The organism is Roseivirga sp. UBA838 (genome assembly GCF_002296035.1).
GTDB lineage: Bacteria > Bacteroidota > Bacteroidia > Cytophagales > Cyclobacteriaceae > Roseivirga > Roseivirga thermotolerans.
The window spans coordinates 1-20,578 of record NZ_DBHC01000037.1 but is presented as its reverse complement, the minus strand read 5'-3'; the positions used below and the strand labels follow the sequence as shown (position 1 = coordinate 20,578).

At 42.9% G+C, this 20,578-nt stretch carries 23 protein-coding genes; 12 read left to right on the top strand and 11 right to left on the bottom strand.

The window, feature by feature from the left end; genetic code table 11:
- From B3O12_RS13370 to B3O12_RS13350, 5 genes are all read left to right on the top strand, one after another.
- The coding region (locus B3O12_RS13370; RefSeq protein ID WP_414706606.1) for an ABC transporter permease at window positions 1–252 on the top strand (252 nt) is incomplete at its 5' end.
- A gap of 105 nt (window positions 253–357) precedes the next feature.
- Window positions 358–1,890: a ferritin-like domain-containing protein gene (locus B3O12_RS13365; RefSeq protein WP_286756641.1), complete on the top strand. Its 1,533-nt coding sequence runs from the start codon at window positions 358–360 to the stop codon at window positions 1,888–1,890.
- 21 nt (window positions 1,891–1,911) lie between these two features.
- On the top strand, window positions 1,912–2,598 hold the full coding sequence (locus B3O12_RS13360) for a hypothetical protein (RefSeq protein ID WP_189629458.1): 687 nt from the start codon (window positions 1,912–1,914) through the stop codon (window positions 2,596–2,598).
- Between the two features lie 103 nt (window positions 2,599–2,701).
- Window positions 2,702–3,652 (top strand): DUF692 domain-containing protein, encoded by a 951-nt coding sequence (locus tag B3O12_RS13355; protein WP_286756640.1) that lies wholly within the window; start codon window positions 2,702–2,704, stop codon window positions 3,650–3,652.
- A complete protein-coding gene (locus tag B3O12_RS13350; protein WP_286756639.1) occupies window positions 3,649–4,482 on the top strand; it encodes a DNA-binding domain-containing protein in 834 nt (277 codons plus the stop codon). Before B3O12_RS13355 ends, B3O12_RS13350 begins: the two co-directional genes overlap by 4 nt.
- Window positions 4,483–4,527: 45 nt before the next feature.
- Here B3O12_RS13350 and B3O12_RS13345 read toward each other — a convergent pair whose 3' ends face one another.
- On the bottom strand, window positions 4,528–5,100 hold the full coding sequence (locus B3O12_RS13345) for a transposase (protein WP_286756638.1): 573 nt from the start codon (window positions 5,098–5,100) through the stop codon (window positions 4,528–4,530).
- 68 nt (window positions 5,101–5,168) lie between these two features.
- Window positions 5,169–6,089 (bottom strand): heme-binding protein, encoded by a 921-nt coding sequence (locus tag B3O12_RS13340; protein ID WP_189629455.1) that lies wholly within the window; start codon window positions 6,087–6,089, stop codon window positions 5,169–5,171.
- 171 nt (window positions 6,090–6,260) lie between these two features.
- Between B3O12_RS13340 and B3O12_RS13335 the strand changes: the two genes are divergently transcribed.
- From B3O12_RS13335 to B3O12_RS13310, 6 genes are all read left to right on the top strand, one after another.
- Window positions 6,261–6,917, top strand: a complete 657-nt coding sequence (locus B3O12_RS13335) for a DUF4349 domain-containing protein (RefSeq protein WP_286756637.1) — start codon at window positions 6,261–6,263, stop codon at window positions 6,915–6,917.
- Between the two features lie 132 nt (window positions 6,918–7,049).
- Window positions 7,050–7,934, top strand: a complete 885-nt coding sequence (locus B3O12_RS13330) for a dienelactone hydrolase family protein (protein ID WP_286756636.1) — start codon at window positions 7,050–7,052, stop codon at window positions 7,932–7,934.
- Window positions 7,935–8,160: 226 nt separating this feature from the next.
- Entirely contained in the window at window positions 8,161–8,442 is a 282-nt protein-coding gene (locus B3O12_RS13325) for a hypothetical protein (protein ID WP_286756635.1), read from the top strand.
- Between the two features lie 58 nt (window positions 8,443–8,500).
- Window positions 8,501–9,646 (top strand): 6-bladed beta-propeller, encoded by a 1,146-nt coding sequence (locus tag B3O12_RS13320; protein WP_286756634.1) that lies wholly within the window; start codon window positions 8,501–8,503, stop codon window positions 9,644–9,646.
- A 257-nt stretch (window positions 9,647–9,903) separates the two neighbouring features.
- Entirely contained in the window at window positions 9,904–10,200 is a 297-nt protein-coding gene (locus B3O12_RS13315; protein ID WP_286756632.1) for a hypothetical protein, read from the top strand.
- On the top strand, window positions 10,197–11,300 hold the full coding sequence (locus B3O12_RS13310) for an SUMF1/EgtB/PvdO family nonheme iron enzyme (protein ID WP_286756631.1): 1,104 nt from the start codon (window positions 10,197–10,199) through the stop codon (window positions 11,298–11,300). The genes B3O12_RS13315 and B3O12_RS13310 overlap by 4 nt, the downstream gene beginning before the upstream one ends.
- Window positions 11,301–11,312: 12 nt before the next feature.
- On the opposite strand, the gene B3O12_RS13305 is transcribed toward B3O12_RS13310, so the two are convergent.
- From B3O12_RS13305 to ccoN, 9 genes are all read right to left on the bottom strand, one after another.
- Window positions 11,313–12,146, bottom strand: a complete 834-nt coding sequence (locus tag B3O12_RS13305; RefSeq protein ID WP_286756630.1) for an alpha/beta fold hydrolase — start codon at window positions 12,144–12,146, stop codon at window positions 11,313–11,315.
- 89 nt (window positions 12,147–12,235) lie between these two features.
- Window positions 12,236–12,589, bottom strand: coding sequence for a translation initiation factor (locus B3O12_RS13300; protein WP_286745570.1), 354 nt, complete (start codon window positions 12,587–12,589; stop codon window positions 12,236–12,238).
- Window positions 12,590–12,696: 107 nt separating this feature from the next.
- Window positions 12,697–13,545 carry a universal stress protein gene (locus B3O12_RS13295; protein WP_286745568.1) on the bottom strand — a complete coding sequence of 283 codons (849 nt, stop codon included), beginning with the start codon at window positions 13,543–13,545 and terminating at the stop codon, window positions 12,697–12,699.
- 85 nt (window positions 13,546–13,630) lie between these two features.
- The gene (locus B3O12_RS13290) at window positions 13,631–14,332 is read right to left on the bottom strand and encodes a sulfite exporter TauE/SafE family protein (RefSeq protein WP_286756628.1); all 702 of its coding nucleotides are present in this window, start codon (window positions 14,330–14,332) and stop codon (window positions 13,631–13,633) included.
- A gap of 5 nt (window positions 14,333–14,337) precedes the next feature.
- Window positions 14,338–14,778, bottom strand: a complete 441-nt coding sequence (locus B3O12_RS13285) for a FixH family protein (protein WP_286756627.1) — start codon at window positions 14,776–14,778, stop codon at window positions 14,338–14,340.
- Window positions 14,775–16,205, bottom strand: a complete 1,431-nt coding sequence (ccoG, locus tag B3O12_RS13280) for a cytochrome c oxidase accessory protein CcoG (protein WP_286756626.1) — start codon at window positions 16,203–16,205, stop codon at window positions 14,775–14,777. The genes B3O12_RS13285 and ccoG overlap by 4 nt, the downstream gene beginning before the upstream one ends.
- Before the next feature lie 170 nt (window positions 16,206–16,375).
- The gene (locus tag B3O12_RS13275) at window positions 16,376–17,239 is read right to left on the bottom strand and encodes a cbb3-type cytochrome c oxidase N-terminal domain-containing protein (RefSeq protein WP_189629446.1); all 864 of its coding nucleotides are present in this window, start codon (window positions 17,237–17,239) and stop codon (window positions 16,376–16,378) included.
- Complete coding sequence (locus tag B3O12_RS13270) at window positions 17,236–17,439, bottom strand: cytochrome C oxidase Cbb3 (protein WP_286745559.1); 204 nt, start codon at window positions 17,437–17,439, stop codon at window positions 17,236–17,238. Before B3O12_RS13270 ends, B3O12_RS13275 begins: the two co-directional genes overlap by 4 nt.
- Window positions 17,440–17,442: 3 nt before the next feature.
- Window positions 17,443–19,602 carry a cytochrome-c oxidase, cbb3-type subunit I gene (ccoN, locus tag B3O12_RS13265; protein ID WP_286756625.1) on the bottom strand — a complete coding sequence of 720 codons (2,160 nt, stop codon included), beginning with the start codon at window positions 19,600–19,602 and terminating at the stop codon, window positions 17,443–17,445.
- Between the two features lie 383 nt (window positions 19,603–19,985).
- Here ccoN and B3O12_RS13260 point away from each other — a divergent pair, with 383 nt between their 5' ends.
- The gene (locus B3O12_RS13260) at window positions 19,986–20,528 is read left to right on the top strand and encodes an outer membrane beta-barrel protein (RefSeq protein WP_286745553.1); all 543 of its coding nucleotides are present in this window, start codon (window positions 19,986–19,988) and stop codon (window positions 20,526–20,528) included.
- Window positions 20,529–20,578 lie beyond the last annotated feature (50 nt).

The following is a 20,578-nucleotide window of genomic DNA, read 5'->3' as shown; positions in this document are numbered from 1 at the left end:
ATTCTAAATCTCTGGAAGCTACTCTCGAAAGACTTTACATTGTTGGTAGTAATTGCCTGCTTTATTGCCATACCACTGGCTTATGCCGTGCTGGACAACTGGCTAAATAGTTACCCGGTGCGTACAGAACTATATTGGTGGGTGTTTGCCATTGCCGGTTTTGGTGCTCTATTGGTGAGTTTGCTCACTGTAAGTATTCAGTCCATAAAAGCAGCCATGGCCAACCCGGTTAGAAGTCTCAGGTCTGAGTAGCGTGCGAGATGGGCTTTTTAAAAAAACAGGTAATAATCCGGGGTGACTTTTAATTGCAGATTCCTTAAATTGGGACATGTAATTTCACACCAAACTATTTTTTCAATGAACGCACCATCTAAAGCCCCACTCTTGCTGGGCAATGACTCCGTGGTCAATAAGGAAAATTTTCCCCAGGCCATTCAACAAGCCATAGAGATTGAAATAGCCACTATACCGGTCTATTTGTACACATATTACTCTATTAACAGAAATCCCAACCAGGATGAATTAATCAAGCAACTAACCGCTGACCTCCTGGCTGCCGGTAAAACAAAAGAAGAAGCCTCCACTCTGGCTCAGGAGCTTTCGGCTGATATTATGGTTTATGCCAACCGGGCAGGAGCCTTAATAATGAGCGTGGTAATAGAAGAAATGCTACACATGGCCCTTTCTTCCAACATTAAACAAGCCACCGTTGGACAGCCGGAGTTACTTTACAAAACCCCGACCAGCTGGCCGGCCTATTTGCCCGGACACATTCCGGAGTTTCCGATCAATCGATCGAAACTTTCTTTCAGGTCGCTTTATACCTTTCTTCAAATTGAGTCTCCGGACAAACTGAAAGAACCCGGCACCGAGATGTTGCTTGCTGCCAAACCTATTGAATATACCACCATTGGTGAATTCTACTCTCAAATTGAAAAGTATCTGGGTAGTGCCGATGTGGAGTACCATCCGGAAAGACCCCAACTCATTCCCGGCAAAGGCTACTACACTAACAACACCATTGATACCATATATTATAACCGCGAACACAAACCGGTATTTACCAATGCAGAAGATAGTGGCGACCTGATATACGTAACCGATGCAGAAAGTGCCATTGCGGCTATGCAGGAAATTGTTGAACAAGGGGAAGGACACACCCCCGAGCCGGGAAGTGGTTTAACCACGGGGCTTAATGCCAACGGAACGGTGAATTGTGCTCCGGGCAATATAGATGACACAGACGACCCTAGCGGAGACGAAGTATCACACTTTTTTAAGTTCAATCAGGTGTATTGTGACTTGCATAAATACCTGCATAAGTTTGCTCATGCTATGGGCAAAGAGGTATGCGATGTAGGCGACCAGGACGCCAGTGCAAAAACCTACTTTGATCCCGCCAAACTAGACGAGATAAATGACGAGTTCTTTACCAAATACTTCGTGCTCAATGTTCCGGAAAACCCAAGCGTAGCCGATTACACCAGTCCTGCTGTTCAAAAGGTGGCCACTCTTACCAATGCCATTTACACCTACATCTTTTTAATGAGCGAAGACTGCTATCGCAGAAAGGGACACACACAATATGAACTCTTTATGTTTGGCATTCATAAGTCTATGATATTCATTCTTAACTCACTTTGTGGTGAACTAACAGGAATGAGCTATGTGGCCAAAGATGGCAAAACATATAATGCTGCCCCTACCTTTGAAGACTACCACTTTGCAACCTCTTCCAGCCCTAAATCGCAGTTAATAGAACTATTCAACAGCGCTGTAGGTGCCTATGATGGTATTGCCTATCTCGGACAAAGAATTCATGACTTACCCGATGTGCCATTGGAGCCTTATCTGGATAAAGAAAAAGGAAAGCTCTCATTTGCAGGTTAATCACTTATAAAACTCACACGTATGTATATTTTTAACAACACTCATTTTTTGTACGATAGCTGTGGCGGCAGAGGAAGCAGCTGTGGAAGCTCCAACGGTTGCGGCTCCAGCAGCAAGGGAGAAAAAGACATTACTACTCCCCTTGAATTGCACGCCTGCATGGGGCTGAACGCCTGCAAAGGCCATGATAGATTTGGAACCAACGCCTGTGCTGGACAAGGCTTTTGCGCCACTCAAACACACGTTTGTCACACACTAAACAACTGCCGCGGACAAGGTGGTTGTGGTTTATATGGTGACGCCTCCGAACAATGCCGACCGGGAGCCAACGACTGCGCCTGGCAAGGCAGCTGCGCCACCCCCATACAAGCCGAACGATTTAGCACTCAGGGACCAAATGCCGGTAAAAGCACCTGGCTACTTGCCCGCAAGCTGTTTGAAGAAAGAATGGCCAAAGCCAACCGAACAGTTGGCCCCTCTCCTTTTCCTTCAGGACCACCACAAAAATGGTTACAATCTGTAGCCGCCAACGGTGAGTACGACTCTTGCGGAAATAGCGGAGATAAATATTGCTCTTTCGGCTACAACAGCCCGGCAAAAAATGCTGAAGAAATGATTGAGGCCAGCAGAGAAGCCCTCAAAGACACTTGTACCGAATGTAAAAAGGTAGAAGAAGATGAAAAAAGGGAAAGCCAGGCTCAGCAGTAGCGCAAACGGTCTTCCGGTATAAATTACCAATCAATGACAGAGCGGGAATTCTGTGAAGCATGTAGTGCTGTTAGGTTCCCGCTTCTGCTTAACCCCACTGAATATGCATACCCATAATACAGACCATTTTGAACGCCAATTGCAAAACCTGCCGCAATTAGGCTTAGGACTGGGGCTCCGAAGCCAACACTTTAAATACATTACTGAAAATCATCCGCCAGTAGAATGGTTTGAGATTATCTCTGAAAACTTCATGGACTCCGGTGGAAGGCCCATGAACTTTCTAAGGCAAATTGCCGAAGAATATCCTTTGGTTATGCATGGGGTCTCTCTTTCCATAGGAAGCACCGACCCGCTGAACATGGACTACTTAAATCGGCTCAAAAAACTAGCTTCCGAAATTCAACCCAAATGGATTAGTGACCACCTTTGCTGGACGGGCGTATTGGGCTTAAATACACACGACCTTCTTCCAGTGCCACTCAATGAAGAAACTCTGAATCATATAGTACAGCGTATTAAACAGGTACAAGATTTTCTGGAACGCCCCCTTATTCTCGAAAACCCAAGTACTTACCTGAGCTTTCAGCATTCCGATATTCATGAACCTTTGTTTTTGAAGGAAATGGCCGAGCAGAGTGGCTGCGGTCTGCTTCTCGATGTTAACAACGTATACGTGACCTGTTTTAACAATGAGTGGGATCCTATAAAATACATTGAAGAACTCCCACACGAACGAATTGTGCAAATGCACCTGGCCGGCCACATGCATTGCGGCACACACATAATAGACACACATGATAGCCCGGTAATAGATTCCGTCTGGGAGCTGTTTAGAATTGCCTGGCAAAAAATCGGAGGTTGTTCAGTGCTTCTGGAGTGGGATAACCATATTCCCTCTTTTGAAGAGTACCATGCCGAAGTTTTGAAAGCCAGGGAATACATGGAGGGTGAACCGGAGCCCATTCAAATGAACCCACCATCAACCACAGACCTTAAAGTTTCTAACCCGGTGAGTTTTTTAGTACCGGAAGTTAGCCATGAACTACAATGACAAAGCCAAGCCTTTCAGCCACACAAAAATGGATGCAGCAAATACTGGTGTCTCCACTCGCTTTCGAAACCGACCCCAACAGTCATTTGCCGGACTCATTTAAGAACGATGTAGAGAAGCTCATTAAACCCAACAGCAGACTCTCTGCGAATGAGCGATTGCAAATTTACCAAACAGGCTACCTGGCCAGATTACGCGACTGCATGGAAAAGCAATTTTCGGTACTTCAGATGGCTCTCGGAAAAGAGCTATTTCAGGCGTTTGTCGATGACTACCTGCAGAAGTATCCTTCGCAAAGCTATACGCTCAGCGAGCTAGGTCACCGGTTTGCTCAATACCTTGAAGAAACAAGACCAGACAAAGAGCTGGCACCAGAAGAGCGCGAAACCTGGCCCGATTTTATGATTGAGCTGGTAAGGTTTGAGTATAAAATCACCCGCATTTTCGATGCCGACTTCTCCACTACCTTTGAATATGCCTTACTGAAAACTCCAAGTGAGCAACTTCGTTTGGTAGAGGCCCTGGAGTTATTCGCTTTTAAGTTTCCAATTAGCCAATATTATCAGCAGGCTATTAAAGGCAAGTCTCCTGCAATACCAACCCCTTTGCCAACCTACGTGGCTCTGGCAAGGACAAAAGACTTTAGAATTGGTCTGTTCGAACTGAATCGCGGTCAATACATCTTCCTCAACCTTTGGAAAATGCATGGACAATTTGCTCCAACCTTAAAGGCATTTATTGAGCAGACAGGAATAGACCAAAAAGCATTTCAGGAAGTCTGGCCAAAATGGAAAGAATATTTTACTGAAAGTCTGCTCCTGAGCACTTAAATGTATACGATTCACCCATCCGACCGCTTGGATCGGTCGGACGGGTCATCTAATTCCCTCAATTTCTTTATCAGTCAGGCCTTTCCGAGACTCTCTGTAAAATTCTTGAATGTTGGAAGGAACATCAAGACACTCAAAGGCCACAGCCTTACTTGGCAAACTTCCATTTCTAAGACCAATATAATCGCGGTAAGAACTAAACTCCCAGTCCTCTGCCCTCTGGCAGAGTCCCGCCAAAACCGGATTCTGGTGTATATAGTGGAAACAAATGTGTCCATAGCTTTCAAGGTTCTTGGATTTAGCCCCTTGCTGAAATAAAGACCCCGTCCTGCTATGGGCTTTATTAATTGCTTGTGTATAGCTACTTTGTAGTGTTCCTAGTTTTCTGGATAAACGTTTTGAAATTTGCTCGTCATTCAGCCCATCTACCCTTTTTACTCTAATTAATAAATGATAGTGATTAGGCATAAGGCAATAAGCCAGCAAGTCTGCTAATGGGGTTACTTCTATTCTGATCTTCTTTAGGAAGAAAAGGTAATTGTCCTTTTCAAAAAATATCCTCTCCCTATTATTCCCCCTATTGTAAGTGTGATATAGCTCATTTGTAAGAAACCTCATAAAATAGCTTTCTATACCCGTCCGACCGCTTGGAGCGGTCGGATGGATGGGGTGGCTATTAGAATTTCTTATACATCGGCCACCTTCTGCAGGGTATTGATATCCACATGAGGCCAATTAAACTTCCTTCCGTTAGGGGCTGTAGAAGGAGGAAACACCAGGTTGATCGTCTGTGAATATTGAAGCTGCCATGAACTGCTACCATTAGCGTTCAACACCTCTTCTAGCCAGAAAATACAGCTCATTTTTGTGGCATCGGTATTCTTGGTTATGAATGGGGTATTGAGGATACCTCCTGTGGCGTTCTCTGAAGACAGATTGAGCGTAATAACCTGACCAAACTTCTGATCCTTTACATCATTGGCCAGCTGCTGGTTAGGATTGGCCTGAGGGAAATCTGGAAACCGTGGATGCATGGTATATTGTTCTTCTCCATAACCAAACACGCCTCCTCCATCAACCAAAGTTGGGCTTGTTTTAGCCTCAGGAAAATCAAACTTTCCGTTAGATTCGCTGGAGTTACCCATTAACAAGATTGAATTACCATGCGGAATATTACCGAGTCTGGCCACATTAAAGCCGCTATCGAAATTGGTAATGTTCAGCAACATTCCTGTTTCGGCATGAATTTCGGTGCCCTTACTAAAGCCTCGGGCATTACAAAATTCAGTATCGCAATCGCTAAAGACCTTCTGTTCATAGATTAACCCCACAATGGTCTGGTCATCTTCCATACCACGATTACCGGCAATAACAGCCGGAGAAAACGACCATGTTTCATAATATGGAATTACCTCCAGAACAAAACCATCGGCCGGAGGAGTAAAGGGTGAGTTACCTGGTACGGCAATAACATTCCAACCTGTGCCCGATCCGGGTTTGCTTTCCCAAGTGCCCAGAAAGCCTTGTAAAATACCTAGATCGATTTCCTGTGATTCTTTTGCGGACAGCAACCTCGCTCCGAGTACTGTCGGGTCCATTTTTCCCATAGTTCTGATATTTAGTGTGTTAAAAAAGTAATCTAAAGTAAGACTTTTCCGGCTGATTTTAAAACAGGGTCAATAATTGAACATGACACCTACCTAACCGCTCCTAACCAAGACCAACCGGTAGTACTAGATCAAGTGGAAGCTCGTTATTATCGCTATAAACACTCAATCATGAAGAAAACTTACATTTTAGCCCTACTGAGCCTGCTGCTATTCGTTAATTGCAGGGGTGCTAATCCCCCTCAGCATAGCCTCTCCAACCATACCTCAGCCATAGATGTAGCGTTGACGGAACCAAGCAGTTCCGAACCTTTAATTTCTCATGAGGCATTGATGGAACTACTAGTAGAGCACCCAGACAGTAGCTTTAAAACCATCAATCGTATTTTCGGCCAAAACAATGGGCTTTTGATATCGCGAAACAACTATCAGTTTAGCTATCGAATACCTTCCGCCTCCTTTTCAAAAACTCTTGAGGACTTAGCCGGTATAGGGAAAGTAAAACAAAGACTCATAAACAGCCGGGACGTAACCAATCAGGTATTCAACTCACAAGACCGACTTAGCAGCCTTAAAAAGGTAAAAGAAAGGTACCTGAACCTTTTACAACAAGCCAATTCCGTTTCTGACATGCTGAGTATTGAGAAGGAGTTGGAGAGAATAAGTGGAGAAATAGAAATACTCGAAAGTGAGCTTAAGAGACTCCAATCGAGTATCGATTACTCTATCATTAATGTAGTACTCAAACAAAAAAAGAAGGCCGGTATTATCGGAGCTATTGGCAAAGGCATTTATTCAGGAGTTAAGTGGTTGTTTGTGAGAAACTAGCGGGCCTAAAAAAACAAATTACCAGGCCTCCTGTTGCCATTCAAGCCCAGCACAAATCCGCCAGTAAAAAGATTTATAAGACACAGCCGGTATTTTCTTAACTTATTTATCAGTTAATCAACCCCTTATACTATGCCGCTCAAAAAAGAAGACATTAGCCAAGAAGTGTTCGACCTATATGATGAATATGCTCATAATAAGATTGACCGCAGGAAATTCATTGAACGACTATCGGTCTATGCCGTTGGCGGTATCACTATAAGCTCTCTTCTAAGCTTCATTATGCCCGATTATGAAACCACTGCTTTGGTGAGTGCTGATGACGACCGCTTGAGTAGTGAATATATTACCTACGATTCGCCAAAAGGGGGCGGAAAAATTAAAGGGTTGTTTTCGAAACCGGAAGGTGCTTCTGGCAAACTACCCGGCATAATTGTAGTACACGAAAACAGAGGTTTAAATCCATACATAGAAGATGTGGGTCGAAGATGCGCTGTCGATGGCTTTATGAGTCTTGCTCCGGATGCACTAACACCGTTGGGCGGTTATCCCGGCAATGATGATGAGGGCCGGGCTCTGCAACGGCAACGAGACAGGGATGAAATGCTGGAAGATTTTATAGCGGCTTATCATTGGCTTAAAAACCGACCTGAATCTAACGGAAAAGTGGGAGTAGTTGGTTTCTGCTTTGGTGGGTGGATTTCCAATATGATGGCCGTGCGCTTGCCCGACCTGGGTGCAGCCGTACCCTTTTATGGAAGCCAGCCTTCAAATGAAGATGCCGCCAAAATAAAAGCCCCTCTAATGTTGCAATATGCGGGGCTGGATAGCAGAGTGAATGCCGGATGGCCGGACTACGAGCAGGCACTAAAAGCCAATGGGGTAAGCTACGAGGCTTTTGTGTATCCTGATGTAAACCATGGTTTTCACAACAATACAACCCCTCGCTATGACGAGGATGCTGCCACTCTGGCCTGGCAAAGAACCATTGCCTTTTTCAAAAAGCATTTGATGTAACACGTACCATAGCCGTGAGATAGGAACTGAACTAAGGGCAATTAACCTCTCTGTTAATCATCCAGAAAATCTCTAACGGCTCGGTTGAAAGCTATCCACAGTTAATTAGAAAATTAGCAAACTCTAAACTAGCTCAACACTTGTTCATAAAAATTCAAATTATAGTTGACATTTAATATAATTAATCACTTATTTACTATAATTTAAAATTATAAAAATCTGAACAATGAAACACAAACAAAAAATTTTCGCAGTCCTTCTGATTTTTTCATTGTCCTTTGGTATTTCTAAAACCTCAGCTTTTCAGGATGAGGACAAAGGGGTCGAAATGGTTGATGGGTTTAAAATGAAAACCACGAAGAACAGGGAGACAAAACTCGTGTCTGACGTTAAAATTGATGAAAATTCAAACTCAGGAAGCGTTAGTATTGGTTTTTCCAATGATGTAACCAAGCTCATTCATTGGTGTAAAACACGAAAGAAAAAGTGTCCTAAAAAATATCTATAAGAGATAATAACCTCTCTGTGATCATACAGAGAGGTTTAAATCAAACTGTAACCACGCAATGATTAAAAGCCATGTATTCGTCCTTTTGTTCGTCCTTTTACTTTATTCCTGTAATGAGAAGACAAATAATAAAAACATAAGGCAAATAAACATCAGCATTAATTCTGCTACAGATGGATATTTGACCGATTTTTTTTCATCCATATCTGTCTATGAGCTCTCCAGTGAGGAAGTCTTTATTGGTTCTATATCTAAGATTCATCGCCTGGAGGAATTCATTTTTGTTTTGGACAAAGATTACACCAACTCTCTGTACAAGTTTGATTCTAGCGGAAGCTATATTCAAAAGATAGGTGTAGAGGGAGAAGGACCAACGGAATATCAGGACATTAATGACTTTACAGTTGTTAATAATAATGGAACTATTGAGCTCTGGATTTTAGATAACTCTAAGGGTTACTTCTCCATTTTAAAATATGATGTTCAAGGGAATTTTCTGGCAAAAATCAGGAGTACTTTATTTGCCGATTCGTTTGAATTCGTTGAACCAAAATACCTGGTGTTTAGCACATCTAATCAGTGTAACGATAATTTTTGCAGCAACACTTACACTACCGATCTGGATTTAGACATTCTTTCTAAAGGATATGAAAGCCAGCCCCCTTACAAAGAATTGTGGATAGAACCATCCAACCCTATTTCTGTAGTCAACAACGAGACAGCAATAGTCTCCTATGGAGATTTTAACATTTATAGCCTAGACAGTGCAGCAACCATATTCCCTCTTTTAAAAGTAAACCTTGTGGATCGAAAGACTTCTAAAGACTTAAATGAGAGACACATATACCCTGATTCCTATTATCAGTCACTTATAGAAATGGGGCTTTGCTATGATCTTGACAACGTTTTTCTGTTCAATGAACACCTCTTTTTTAGCCTCACTTGCGGAAACCAAAACTATTTTTGCTTTGCTTCTAATCAAGAGATTAGCATAGTAAAGGGCTTAAAACTTAATGATAAAGTAAAGTTAAACTCAATAAATATTGTAGGACGGGATACTGAGAGTGTTTATTGCTACTTTGATCCTGAAGCAATCCTTTCACTTGAAGAATCGGGCCGTCTAAATGATGAAAATCCACTCTCAAAAATCAATAAAGATTCTCTACATAGAGCTAACCCCATTTTGATAAAATTAAAATTTTAAATGTATAAATATTTCTATATAATATTGATATTTATAAATTGTATTAGTTGCACTGATAAAGAGGCAAACGATGGTACTAGTGCTTTGTCGGTAGCCGAGTATGAAGCATTGTTAGACCAAATGATTTATAATAATGCAATTGATGTAAATATCAAATTAGGTGATTCCGTTAGTCTCCATTCAAGCTTATTGATCTTCTACATGTCTCAAAAACATTGTATGGACTGCATTAAGTTCAATCTCCGACTTATAAAAATATGCTAGAAACGGACGATATAGACAAAAGTCAAATAGTCATTATTGAGGACTTTCATGACCAAAGACTACTCACCAGCCTTGTATCGACCACACAACTAGACAAAGTAAAAATATTGAATGGTACTAGTAAAAGTATTTTCACTTCCAATAGAGAACTATACGAATTACCGACTTTTTTTATCTATTCCACAAAAAAGAATATTGGACACTCTTTATATCAGGCAACTACCAGCTCTAAAAGACAAAGTAGATTCTATTTACAATCCGTATCTAAAAGACTAAGATCTGACTTATGAAACCCTTCGTAATATTGATTGTATTTTTTTTAGGTACTACCCTCAATGCGCAGTCTCCTGTTTTGACCATTTATGATAAAAATGAGAAGAAACCTATTGAAGGAGTTCATGCTATAACCCTACTGAATCAAGGTTCAAAGCAAACCCTTAAACTCATTGCCATAAGTGACAAAAACGGAAAAATAGAATTAAACACTGATTACACATCTAACTCCATAGACTCAGTCCTCTTAACTCATGTGAGCTACAAAACTTTAACACTAACCGGGCAAAGAATAAGTGAATCACCCACTTTATTTATGGAAGAAGAAATAAGTCACTTAGAAACTCTTGTTTTTACCGCGGGTGCATCCATCAAACAACCTGACCTTATTGAGATACCAACAACAAAAATTGAACTGGAAGGTAATAAGGTAATTGTTCCAAAATTCTTTACCATGCCTAACGAAGTGACTCTACGTCAATTCAAGGAGTTTATAGATGATACTGGCTATGTTACGGAGGCTGAACTGGGACATAAAAAAGTTAAGGTGCTAAAAATAAAACGGGCGACCTCCGCTTATTTGAAGAGATTAAAAAGAATGCCTTATGAAAATTTTGAACAAGCCAACAGAAAGAAATTCCATGGTTGGGAAAGAACTTTTGAGCTAGTAGAAGTTGATTCGGTAAACTGGCGACATGATGAATTTGGAACTCTCAGGACGGAAAGCCAAATGGACTACCCCGTTATTCATGTAACATTTAAAGACGCTCTGACTTATGCCGAATGGGCAGGCCTACAACTTCCAACAAAAGCACAATGGTTGGCTATGACTCAAGATGAGAAAAAACCTGGTTGGCAAAGACATAATTCCACCGGTATTATTCGAGACGTGTACAGTTCCAGACCCAATCAGCAAGGCATCTACAACCTTTACGGAAACACCTCAGAAATTCTATTTGATCAGTTCAAAATCAATGAAACATTAAAAACCACAATTTCTTCTTACAACACCTTTTCATCTGAAGTATCTCTAAACTCTTTTTTGATTATCGATGACTCTAAAATACTCGAAGATTTATTCAAATTCGGATTTCGTTGTGTTGCCAACACAAAATAGAATTCTCCCTTTTTAATCATCCAGAAAATCTCTAACGGCTCGGTTGAAAGCTATAGGATTTTCAATAAAAGGAAAGTGTCCGGAGGTGGGTATTACCTTAAGGCGTCCGTTGTTGAGAGAGTCTACCATTTTTCGAGCATGCAGGTTAATGGCCGCTTCTGCATCGCCATACATAACCAGTGCAGGAGCTTTAATCTTTTTTAGGTCAGCATATAAGTTATATTGTGCCAAATCGGGGCCTAACAGTCCAAAAACAGCACTCCTCTTTTGAAAATCTTCCGGGATATTGAGATTCAGTTGGTCTATCTTGAGTTTATCGAAAAACTGTGCTTTAAATGACAAAAGCATCATTTCTTTTATGTAGGGCACTGGGTTGGGTGTGCGCAGCAAGCCTGTGCTCACAATATTGTCTAGCCTCCGTTTGTCTTTAGGGTCTATGTTGTTGGCTGCGGCAAGATTTTCTTTTTGCCAGTCGGCAGAACTAGGCGCCATCGAGTTGGCCAATATCAGACGATCTACCTTATCGGGATAGGCCATAGCATATTTCATAGCGAGCAGACCTCCCCAGGAGTGCCCCATAATGTGCAGCTTTTCATGGCCCAGCTTGGTTCTTATCTGCTCAATATCATCCACAAAACCATTGAGGTTCATAGTGGCGGAGTCGATCGAAAGTGAAGACTTACCACAGGCGCGTTGGTCATAAAAAATAAGCCGGTAGTCTTTAGCGAGTTCTTCCAAATGGGGTAAAAAATAAGAGTGATCGAGTACTGGTCCTCCGTGAATAACCAACAAGGGGTCGCCACTACCCATGGTTTTATAGTAGACATCTGATCCACTTACAATCATGAAACCTTGCTTCATTTCTGAAGAGGAAGGCCCACAAGCCATTAACATGAATAGAAGAAGAAGGCTTACTATGTAATTTCTTTTGAGCATTAGCCGCCTACTCTTTTTGCTCTATATCCATTGCTCTGAAGAAGCTCCAAAACCTTATCTCGAAAATCTCCCTGAATAAGTATTTCACCATCTTTGGCCGTGCCTCCAACACCGCACTTCGATTTCAGCATCTTGCCCAGTTCTTTCAAATCTTCATCTGTACCTACAAAACCTTCAACCAGAGTTACCTGCTTACCTCCGCGGCTTTTCTTGTCGAGCATCACTTTTAGGTTTTGCTCAGCCGGAGCAAGTGTTTCTTCTTCAAAACCTCCTTCATATTCATAGGCAAAGTCCTGATTGGTTGAATAAACCACTCCGCTTCTCCCCTTATCTCTTTTGTTCTTCCTAGACATGCTTCGAAATTAGTTATTCATTGCCTTAAAGTGAAAACAGAAACCGGAAATCGAGCTACTTTTGAGCCCTACTTCGGTTTCTGAAGTATGCTTTCATAAAGCTGTTCCTATTTCTTCATAGAAAGGGTCATTACCGGTATGGTGGCATGGTTTACCAGGTCTTCAGCAATACTTCCGGTGAGCAGGTGCAAGAGCCCTGTTCGGCCATGAGTGGCTATGGCTACCATACACTCTCCAAGGTCTTCAGCAAAATAAAGTATACCATCTTCTTCTGTCACCTCATTATAAATGTTGGTAGTGCAATTAAGAAGCCCATGCTGCTCTTTAAACCGGGCGAACTCCTTATTGAGCTGCCGCTGAGTGTAAAAGTGATTGGGTGTATTTACCTTGAGCAAGTGCAACCGGGCTCCTGTAAATGACTGAACAGTTTTTATATGAGGAATAAATGCAGACTGATCGGTAGACAGATTGGTGGCATACACTATGTTTTTGATGTCTTTAAGGCTTACCTCATTTTTTACAGTTATTACAGGGCACTTGGCATAGCGCACTACTTTTTCTGTATTGGAACCTATGAGTATTTCGTCTAACCCACTGGAGCCTTTGGTTCCCATTATGAGTAAATCGGCTTTATAGTCGGCTATCAGATTGGAAATACTTTCGTAGGGGCTTCCCATTTCTAAAACGGTTTCAACCGTAAGTCCTTTAAGGGCCTCTTGAGCGGCCGCTTCCTTTAAATGTTTTTTCTGTATTTCAATGAGCTTATTAATAAAGAATGCTTCTTCGCCAACAGGCTCTGAGGCTTCTCCCATGGTGTTGAAGGCAAAGCTGCGGGTACCCTCAATAACATTGAGCAAGACAATTCGGGCTTTCGAATGTCGGGCCATCTCAGCTGCCAGCTTTGTGGCATTGGTAGCTTGTTCCGAAAAATCTGTAGGTACTAGTATAGTTTTCATGATTGCTTTGTTTCGTTTTCTGTTAGAATCAAGTTGATCATTATTTCCTTAGAAAATAATGACTTTGATCATAAAGCCAAGAATTCTAGGGCTGTTCGCAAAGCTCAATGGCCTGTCCTGTAACCAGCTTGGGGCTGATGTAAGGAATACCCAAGTTGAGACCACGCACAATGAGTAATAGCGCCACCAGAACTATAAATCGGGGGATCCAACGCCTGACCATGGATTGGTTTAACGATCGGAGCGAACGACCCATCCAGGCCGCGGCAATCATCATTGGCAGTGTACCCAGTCCAAAAGAAATCATGTAGAGCATTCCGCCTTGCACTGAGCCCATAGACAATGAGGCTATAAGTGCCATGTATACCAAACCGCAGGGCAGCAAGCCATTATAGAAGCCCAAAAGAGCATTGGTCTTTGCGGTATTTCCGTTCATGAGCCGGCTCAATGATGCTTTAATTCTCATTAAAAGGCGAGACAATGGCTTTAGCCTAAAACCACTAGGAATTCGCCCTTTGTTAATGAGCAAAAAGAACAATAAGAAAACTCCGGTAATAATGGAAAGGTGCTGCTGAAACCCCATAAGCCTAACCGAGTGCCCTGCCAAGCCAAACAGACTACCCAGCAAAGAATAGGTAATAATTCGGCCAAAGTTGTAGCTGAGGCGGAGCTTCCACCAGTGGAACCGACTGCCGGCCCTAACCGGCATTGCCCAAACAATGGGCGCGCACATGCCCAAACAGTGCAGGCTACCAAATAAGCCAAACAAAAAGCCTGTCCACAGCATTAGCATCAGATCACAAAATCAATTTCCTGATAGTATTCCTTTTGGCCATCGGTCCACAACAACTGCAGTTTCCAGGCTCCGCTAACAAAAGATGCCACATCGACCTCCCAGGTATTTTCACTGCCTAGGTTAAGCTCAATCTCTTTATCATGCCTGGCGTTGCTGGCTCTGTAGAATTTAACTTTGCCACCGGTAACCTGTTTGGCCAACTGCTCGGGAAAGCGCAACTGCACTTTAAGGTTTTGACGGTCGACAATAAATTCCGGCCCGGCTTCTAAACGGTTGGCATTTCGCATGCGAACTATTTGATCTTCGTAGGCCAATTCCTGTTCGTAGTAATCATCGACCACCAAGCTAAACTCAGTATTCATGCTGATGTAAGCCATGGAGAATATTCCGGCTATAAAACACACAAAGGCCAATACGATTCTGTTTCCCCAATTCATTTTTCTAGTGTTACAGGTCCTAAGAAATTAGTATTTACTTCATCAATCAGTTGTTCACCCATCCATAACTGAATGGAGAGTTCTGTTTTAGTGGTTTTGAGTTGTTCTTGTGGAAGCTTAATGATGAATACACGGTCTAACTTTGCCTTGGCAGGCAAAATCAAAGCTTCTTCTCCTACCACTTCAACAAGCCCTCGTGGTTGATCTTTTAACCGGACAGACAGCTCTATATCCTCAGCGGTTTTATTTACCAATTGTATGTTGTAGATGTTCTGAATGTGGCCATCTTCTAGTTTTTGGTACATCATACCGGGCATTCTCAGCACAGTAGCCTCTACCTCCGACCTGCCAGACACAAACACTACCAGCAGGGTAACTAAAAGTAGAAGCACTCCTGTATATCCGGCCACACGGGGCGTAAACATGCGCTGTCTACCCTCTACAATGGCGGTATAAGAAGTAGGCCGAATAAGTCCTCTGGGCTTACCCAATTTTGTCATCACATCATCGCAGGCATCTATGCATGCGGTGCAGTTCACACATTCCAGTTGGGTTCCGTTGCGAATGTCTATGCCTGTGGGGCACACATGCACACAGAGCTTACAGTCTATGCAATCTCCTTTTTCGGTTCGTTGTTCATTTCGTTTGAGTTTACCTCTGGGCTCTCCGCGCAACCAATCGTACATCACGGCCATGGAGTCTTTGACCAAAAGCACTCCCTGTAAACGGCCATAAGGACAAATAGCCACGCAGGCCTGTTCGCGCAAAAAGGCGAAAACAGCATAGAAAACGGCACTAAAAGCTATGAGTCCTACGAACCCTGCCCAGTGCTCTGAAGGTGGCCGACTTACGATTTCCTTCACCTGCTCAATGCCGATGAGATAGGCCATCGCGGTGTGGCCAATGAGTATGGCAATGAGTGAGAAAATGAGATGTTTGGCCAGTCTCTTTCGAATTTTATAGCCTGTCCAGGGCATTTTTTTCAGCTTTCGCTGCTGGGCCGCGTCACCATCTATCCAGTATTCAATTTTTCTGAATACCATTTCCATAAACAGGGTTTGCGGACAGGCCCAGCCGCACCATACCCGACCAAAAACTACGGTAAAGAGGATGATGAAAACAAAGAAGCTGATAGCTATTAAGGCTAGAATAAAGAAGTCTTGTGGCCAAAAGACGGCTCCTAGAATTGAAAACTTGCGCTCAAAAACATTGAGTAATAAGAAAGGTTCCCCACCTATTTTTATGAAGGGACCGGCAAAGAGTATGGTGAGAAGAATTACACTCACCACCATTCTCTTATTATGGTAGCTACCTTTGGGCTTTTTGGGGTAAACCCATACACGCTTACCTTTTTCATCTACCGTGGCAATAGTGTCCCGGTACTGGTCATCGTAAGTATAGAGGTCCTTTATTTTATCTTGCTCCATCGGTATTATTTTTTAGTCTCCTGAGACACTGCGGCTGGCCACTTCAAAACACATTCGTCATTCCCATGAAACCGGGAAACCTCGCTTAAGCCCATGCTAGCCTGGTGAGATTCCCGATCAAGTCCGGAATGACGCAGCCCATTACATTTTTGCAACTATCTCACGGTCAATTAATTCTCCGGCTCATACAGTTCTCCATCCGGAGGCAGGGCTCCTGGAGGGTTTGTGCCTTGCAGGGAGAGTACATACGAGGCTACATTTCTCATGCGCAAGGGGTTGAGCTGTCCCTCCCAAGAAATCATGGCGGTGTTGGGAACTCCGTTTTTGATCACTTTGTACACATCGGTTATGCTTCCTCCATTCCTCCAGTATTTATCCGTGAGGTTGGGTCCTGCCAGTCCGCCACCATCGGCCTTATGACAAATGCTGCATTGTTGCTCAAAGAACTTCTGTCCATCAGCCAGCTCAGCCGGATCATCGGTTACGGTTACTGTATTTTCATCGAAGTCAATAACTAAATCGGCTTCCTTATTGGCTTTGAGTGCCTCAGCAGCGGCAATTTCTAACTCGTATTCTTCGTCTTGCAGAGGCGCTGTTTTAAATACATGAAACACCAGGAGATATATTACCGAGTAGACTATGGTTACATAGAACAAACCCTTCCACCATGGCGGTAAATGATTGTCTAGCTCTTTAATACCGTCATAATCATGATCGAGCAAAAGCTCTTCCTCTTCTTCCATAGGTTGAAAAGCGTTCCATTTAGCCCATAACTTAGCCCACCAAGATGGCTGGGTTTTCTGCTCTTCCGTCATTTCCTTTTTAATGAAAATCTTGAGCAATTGGAGCACATAAATGGCAACCAGCAGAACCAGTATTGAAACCACGAATACCAGTCCGAGGGTAATATAGAGCATCGTTTCCTGGCTCAAGGCAGAGTTTGAGCTTTGTGCATAGGTTTTTGTACCGAGTAGCATAAGACCAGCTACCAAAAGCACAGCGGTTTTTCGTTTAAAATGGGTGATTATGCTCATAGTTGTAGGCTTTTTTTCGGAGACTCAATTTCTGTTTCTGCACCATCGGCCAGAGGCAACTCTTGCATATGCTCTACATAGTCTTTGCGCATTTTCCACACATAGGCGATTAGCCCAATAAAGAATACAAAGAAGATAATGAGCGAAATGATGGGCCATATCTCTACGTTGTGTACTTGCTCGAAATAATATTTGAACATGGCTTATTTGTTTTCGGTTGATTCTGCTTTAATGTCGGTTCCGAGTCTCTGTAGGTAAGCAATGAGTGCTATTATTTCTGAAGACTCGGTAATTTTAACCTCGTTCAGGGCTTCATAAGACTGCAGCGAGCCGCTGGGGTCTTCCTCAAGGTCTTTTAATATTTGGGTAGCCTGCTCTTTGAGTTCTGCATTGGCCACCTTCTCGTAGCCTTCTTCATATGGCACACCCACAGTACGTAGGGCTTTAATTTTACCGGCTGTAAGTTCCGGATCAATGCTTTGAGTATATAACCACGGATAGGGGGGCATTATGGAGCCCGGTGAGGTAGAGGTTGGGTCTACCATATGGTTGAAATGCCAGGTATTGTTGTAGGCACCTCCTACCCTGTGCAAATCGGGGCCCGTTCGCTTAGACCCCCATAAGAACGGGTGATCGTAGACAAACTCTCCGGCCTTAGAGTATTCGCCCTTATACCTTACGGTCTCTGAGCGGAATGGCCTTACCATTTGTGAGTGGCAGTTGTTGCAACCTTCTCTGATGTATATATCCCGACCATGAAGCTCCAATGGAGTGTAAGGCTGAACACTGGCAATGGTGGGTATATTAGATTTAATAAGGAAAGTAGGCACCATTTCTACCACTCCGCCAATGAGTATAGCCACTAACACTAAAACGGTAAAGAACACGGGCTTGCGCTCAAGGCGATTGTGCCAGTAGCCACCCACTACCTTCTTCTTCTGCAGTGCAGGGGCTTCTGCAGCCTCGTTTGCAATAAAACTACCTTGACGGGCCGTTTTCACCAGGTTTACAGCCATTATAATTACACCGGTAAAGTACAGTAGTCCGCCTATGGCCCTCATCATGTACATGGGCACTATCTGTGTTACCGTTTCCAGAAAATTAGGATACTCCAAAAAGCCTTCCGCATTAAAATTCTTCCACATCAGGCTTTGTACAACTCCGGCCGTATATAGCGGCAAAGCATATACAATAATGCCCAGTGTGCCCAACCAAAAGTGAACATTAGCGGCTTTGGTAGACCACAGTTTAGTACCCCACATTTTAGGCACCAACCAGTATAGAATACCGAAAATGATAAATCCATTCCAGCCTAAGCCTCCCACGTGCACGTGAGCAATAATCCAATCGGTAAAGTGTGCTATGGCATTAATGTTCTTAATACTAAGCAGGGGTCCTTCAAGCGTGGCCATACCATAGGCCGTTACGGCCACCACCATAAATTTGAGTACCGGGTCTTCGCGCACTCTGTCCCAGGCACCACGCAGGGTGAGCAGTCCGTTGAGCATTCCTCCCCACGAGGGAGCAATGAGCATCACTGAAAATACAGTGCCTAACGACTGGGCCCAATCGGGCAAAGAGGTATAAAGCAAGTGGTGCGGCCCTGCCCATATGTATATAAAAATGAGTGACCAGAAGTGAATAATAGACAGCTTGTATGAATAAACAGGCCGATTGGCTGCCTTGGGTAAATAGTAGTACATAAGCCCCAGAAAGGGAGTGGTGAGAAAAAATGCCACAGCATTATGTCCATACCACCACTGAACCAGGGCATCTTGTACACCCGCATACCACGAGTAGCTTTTTAGAAAGGTGACCGGAATCTCAAACGAGTTGACCACATGGAGGACGGCCACTGTGACGAAGGTGGCTATATAAAACCAAATAGCCACATACATATGTCGCTCTCTTCGTTTAAGAATGGTCCCAATCATATTGATACCGAACACCACCCAAATAAGGGTGATGGCAATATCTATGGGCCATTCTAACTCGGCATATTCTTTAGAGGTGGTATAACCCAGAGGCAAGGTAATGGCTGCTGCCAGAATAATAAGCTGCCAGCCCCAGAAATGAATCCAGCTTAGTAAATCACTAAACATCCTTGCTTTGAGCAAGCGTTGCATGGAGTAGTACACTCCGGCAAACATAGCATTCCCTACAAAAGCAAAAATGACCGCATTGGTGTGCAGTGGCCTGATTCGGCCGAAGGTTGTGTATTGGATTCCAAAGTTTAATTGTGGTAAAAAGAGCTGGGTGGCTATTAGCAGCCCTACCAGCATACCGATAATTCCAAAGATTACCGTTGCAATAGCAAAGTACTTAACGATTTTGTTGTCATACCTGAATTGTTCGAGTTCCATAGTCACAGCTTGGGTTAATCAATATTTGATTCGAAGGTAGCTGTGTGCACAGGATTGCAAGCTGACGGTAATTAGCTGAAAAACTGATATAAATCATGTTATTGAAGCAAAGGAAATAACCGGCTGTAACCTAACCACATAGGAAATTAAACAACCTTAAATGTAGACTCTGAAAAAGCCATGAGAACACTGTTTTCATGCCTGGTTCTGAATGGCGAAACACCGGAGCTCTTTTAGTGAACAAATGGCTATCTAACACCCATCATGTAACCATTCAAAATAATTTACTGCCTGTCGTATAGTTCTACACAATCAAAAGCTTAGTTCTTACGTTGCTACACATGTTTATTTTTACATTTTTCAACATATAAAAACTCAGAATTATGAAAAAATTATTTTTAATGGGTTTACTCCTATTCGTTGGGGTCACGGCACAGGCTCAGATTCAAAAAGGCGATGTGCTTTTAAACGGAAATTTGGGGTACACAAAAATTGATGCCATAGGTACTGAAATTTCTAACTTCCTTATCGGTACCCGAGGTGGTTTATTTCTATCGGAGAAAACTAATTTGGGTTTAGTACTTGGTTATAGTAGTTCTAAGAATAATGGAACCAAGAACACTTTGTTTACCTACGGAGCTTATGCCCGATTCTATAAGTCTCTGGCCGACAATTTTTACCTCTTTTACCAGCCTCAGATAGATATGGGAACCGGTGAACTGGGAAACTCTACGGATCAAAGCTCATTTGCTATAAGTTTTAGGCCGGGGCTTTCATATTTTGTTACCGAGAAAGTTGCCCTTGAAAGTACCTTTGGCGACATCTCCTATACCTCGCAAAAGGTAGGAAACTCCGAATCGGACCGATTTAATTTTAACCTGAACCCGAATACACTAACCTTTGGCATATCTCTTTTATTAAGATAACCTGAGTTCGATGTACGAAAAGAACATCATGCCGGAAAAACAGGCCTTAA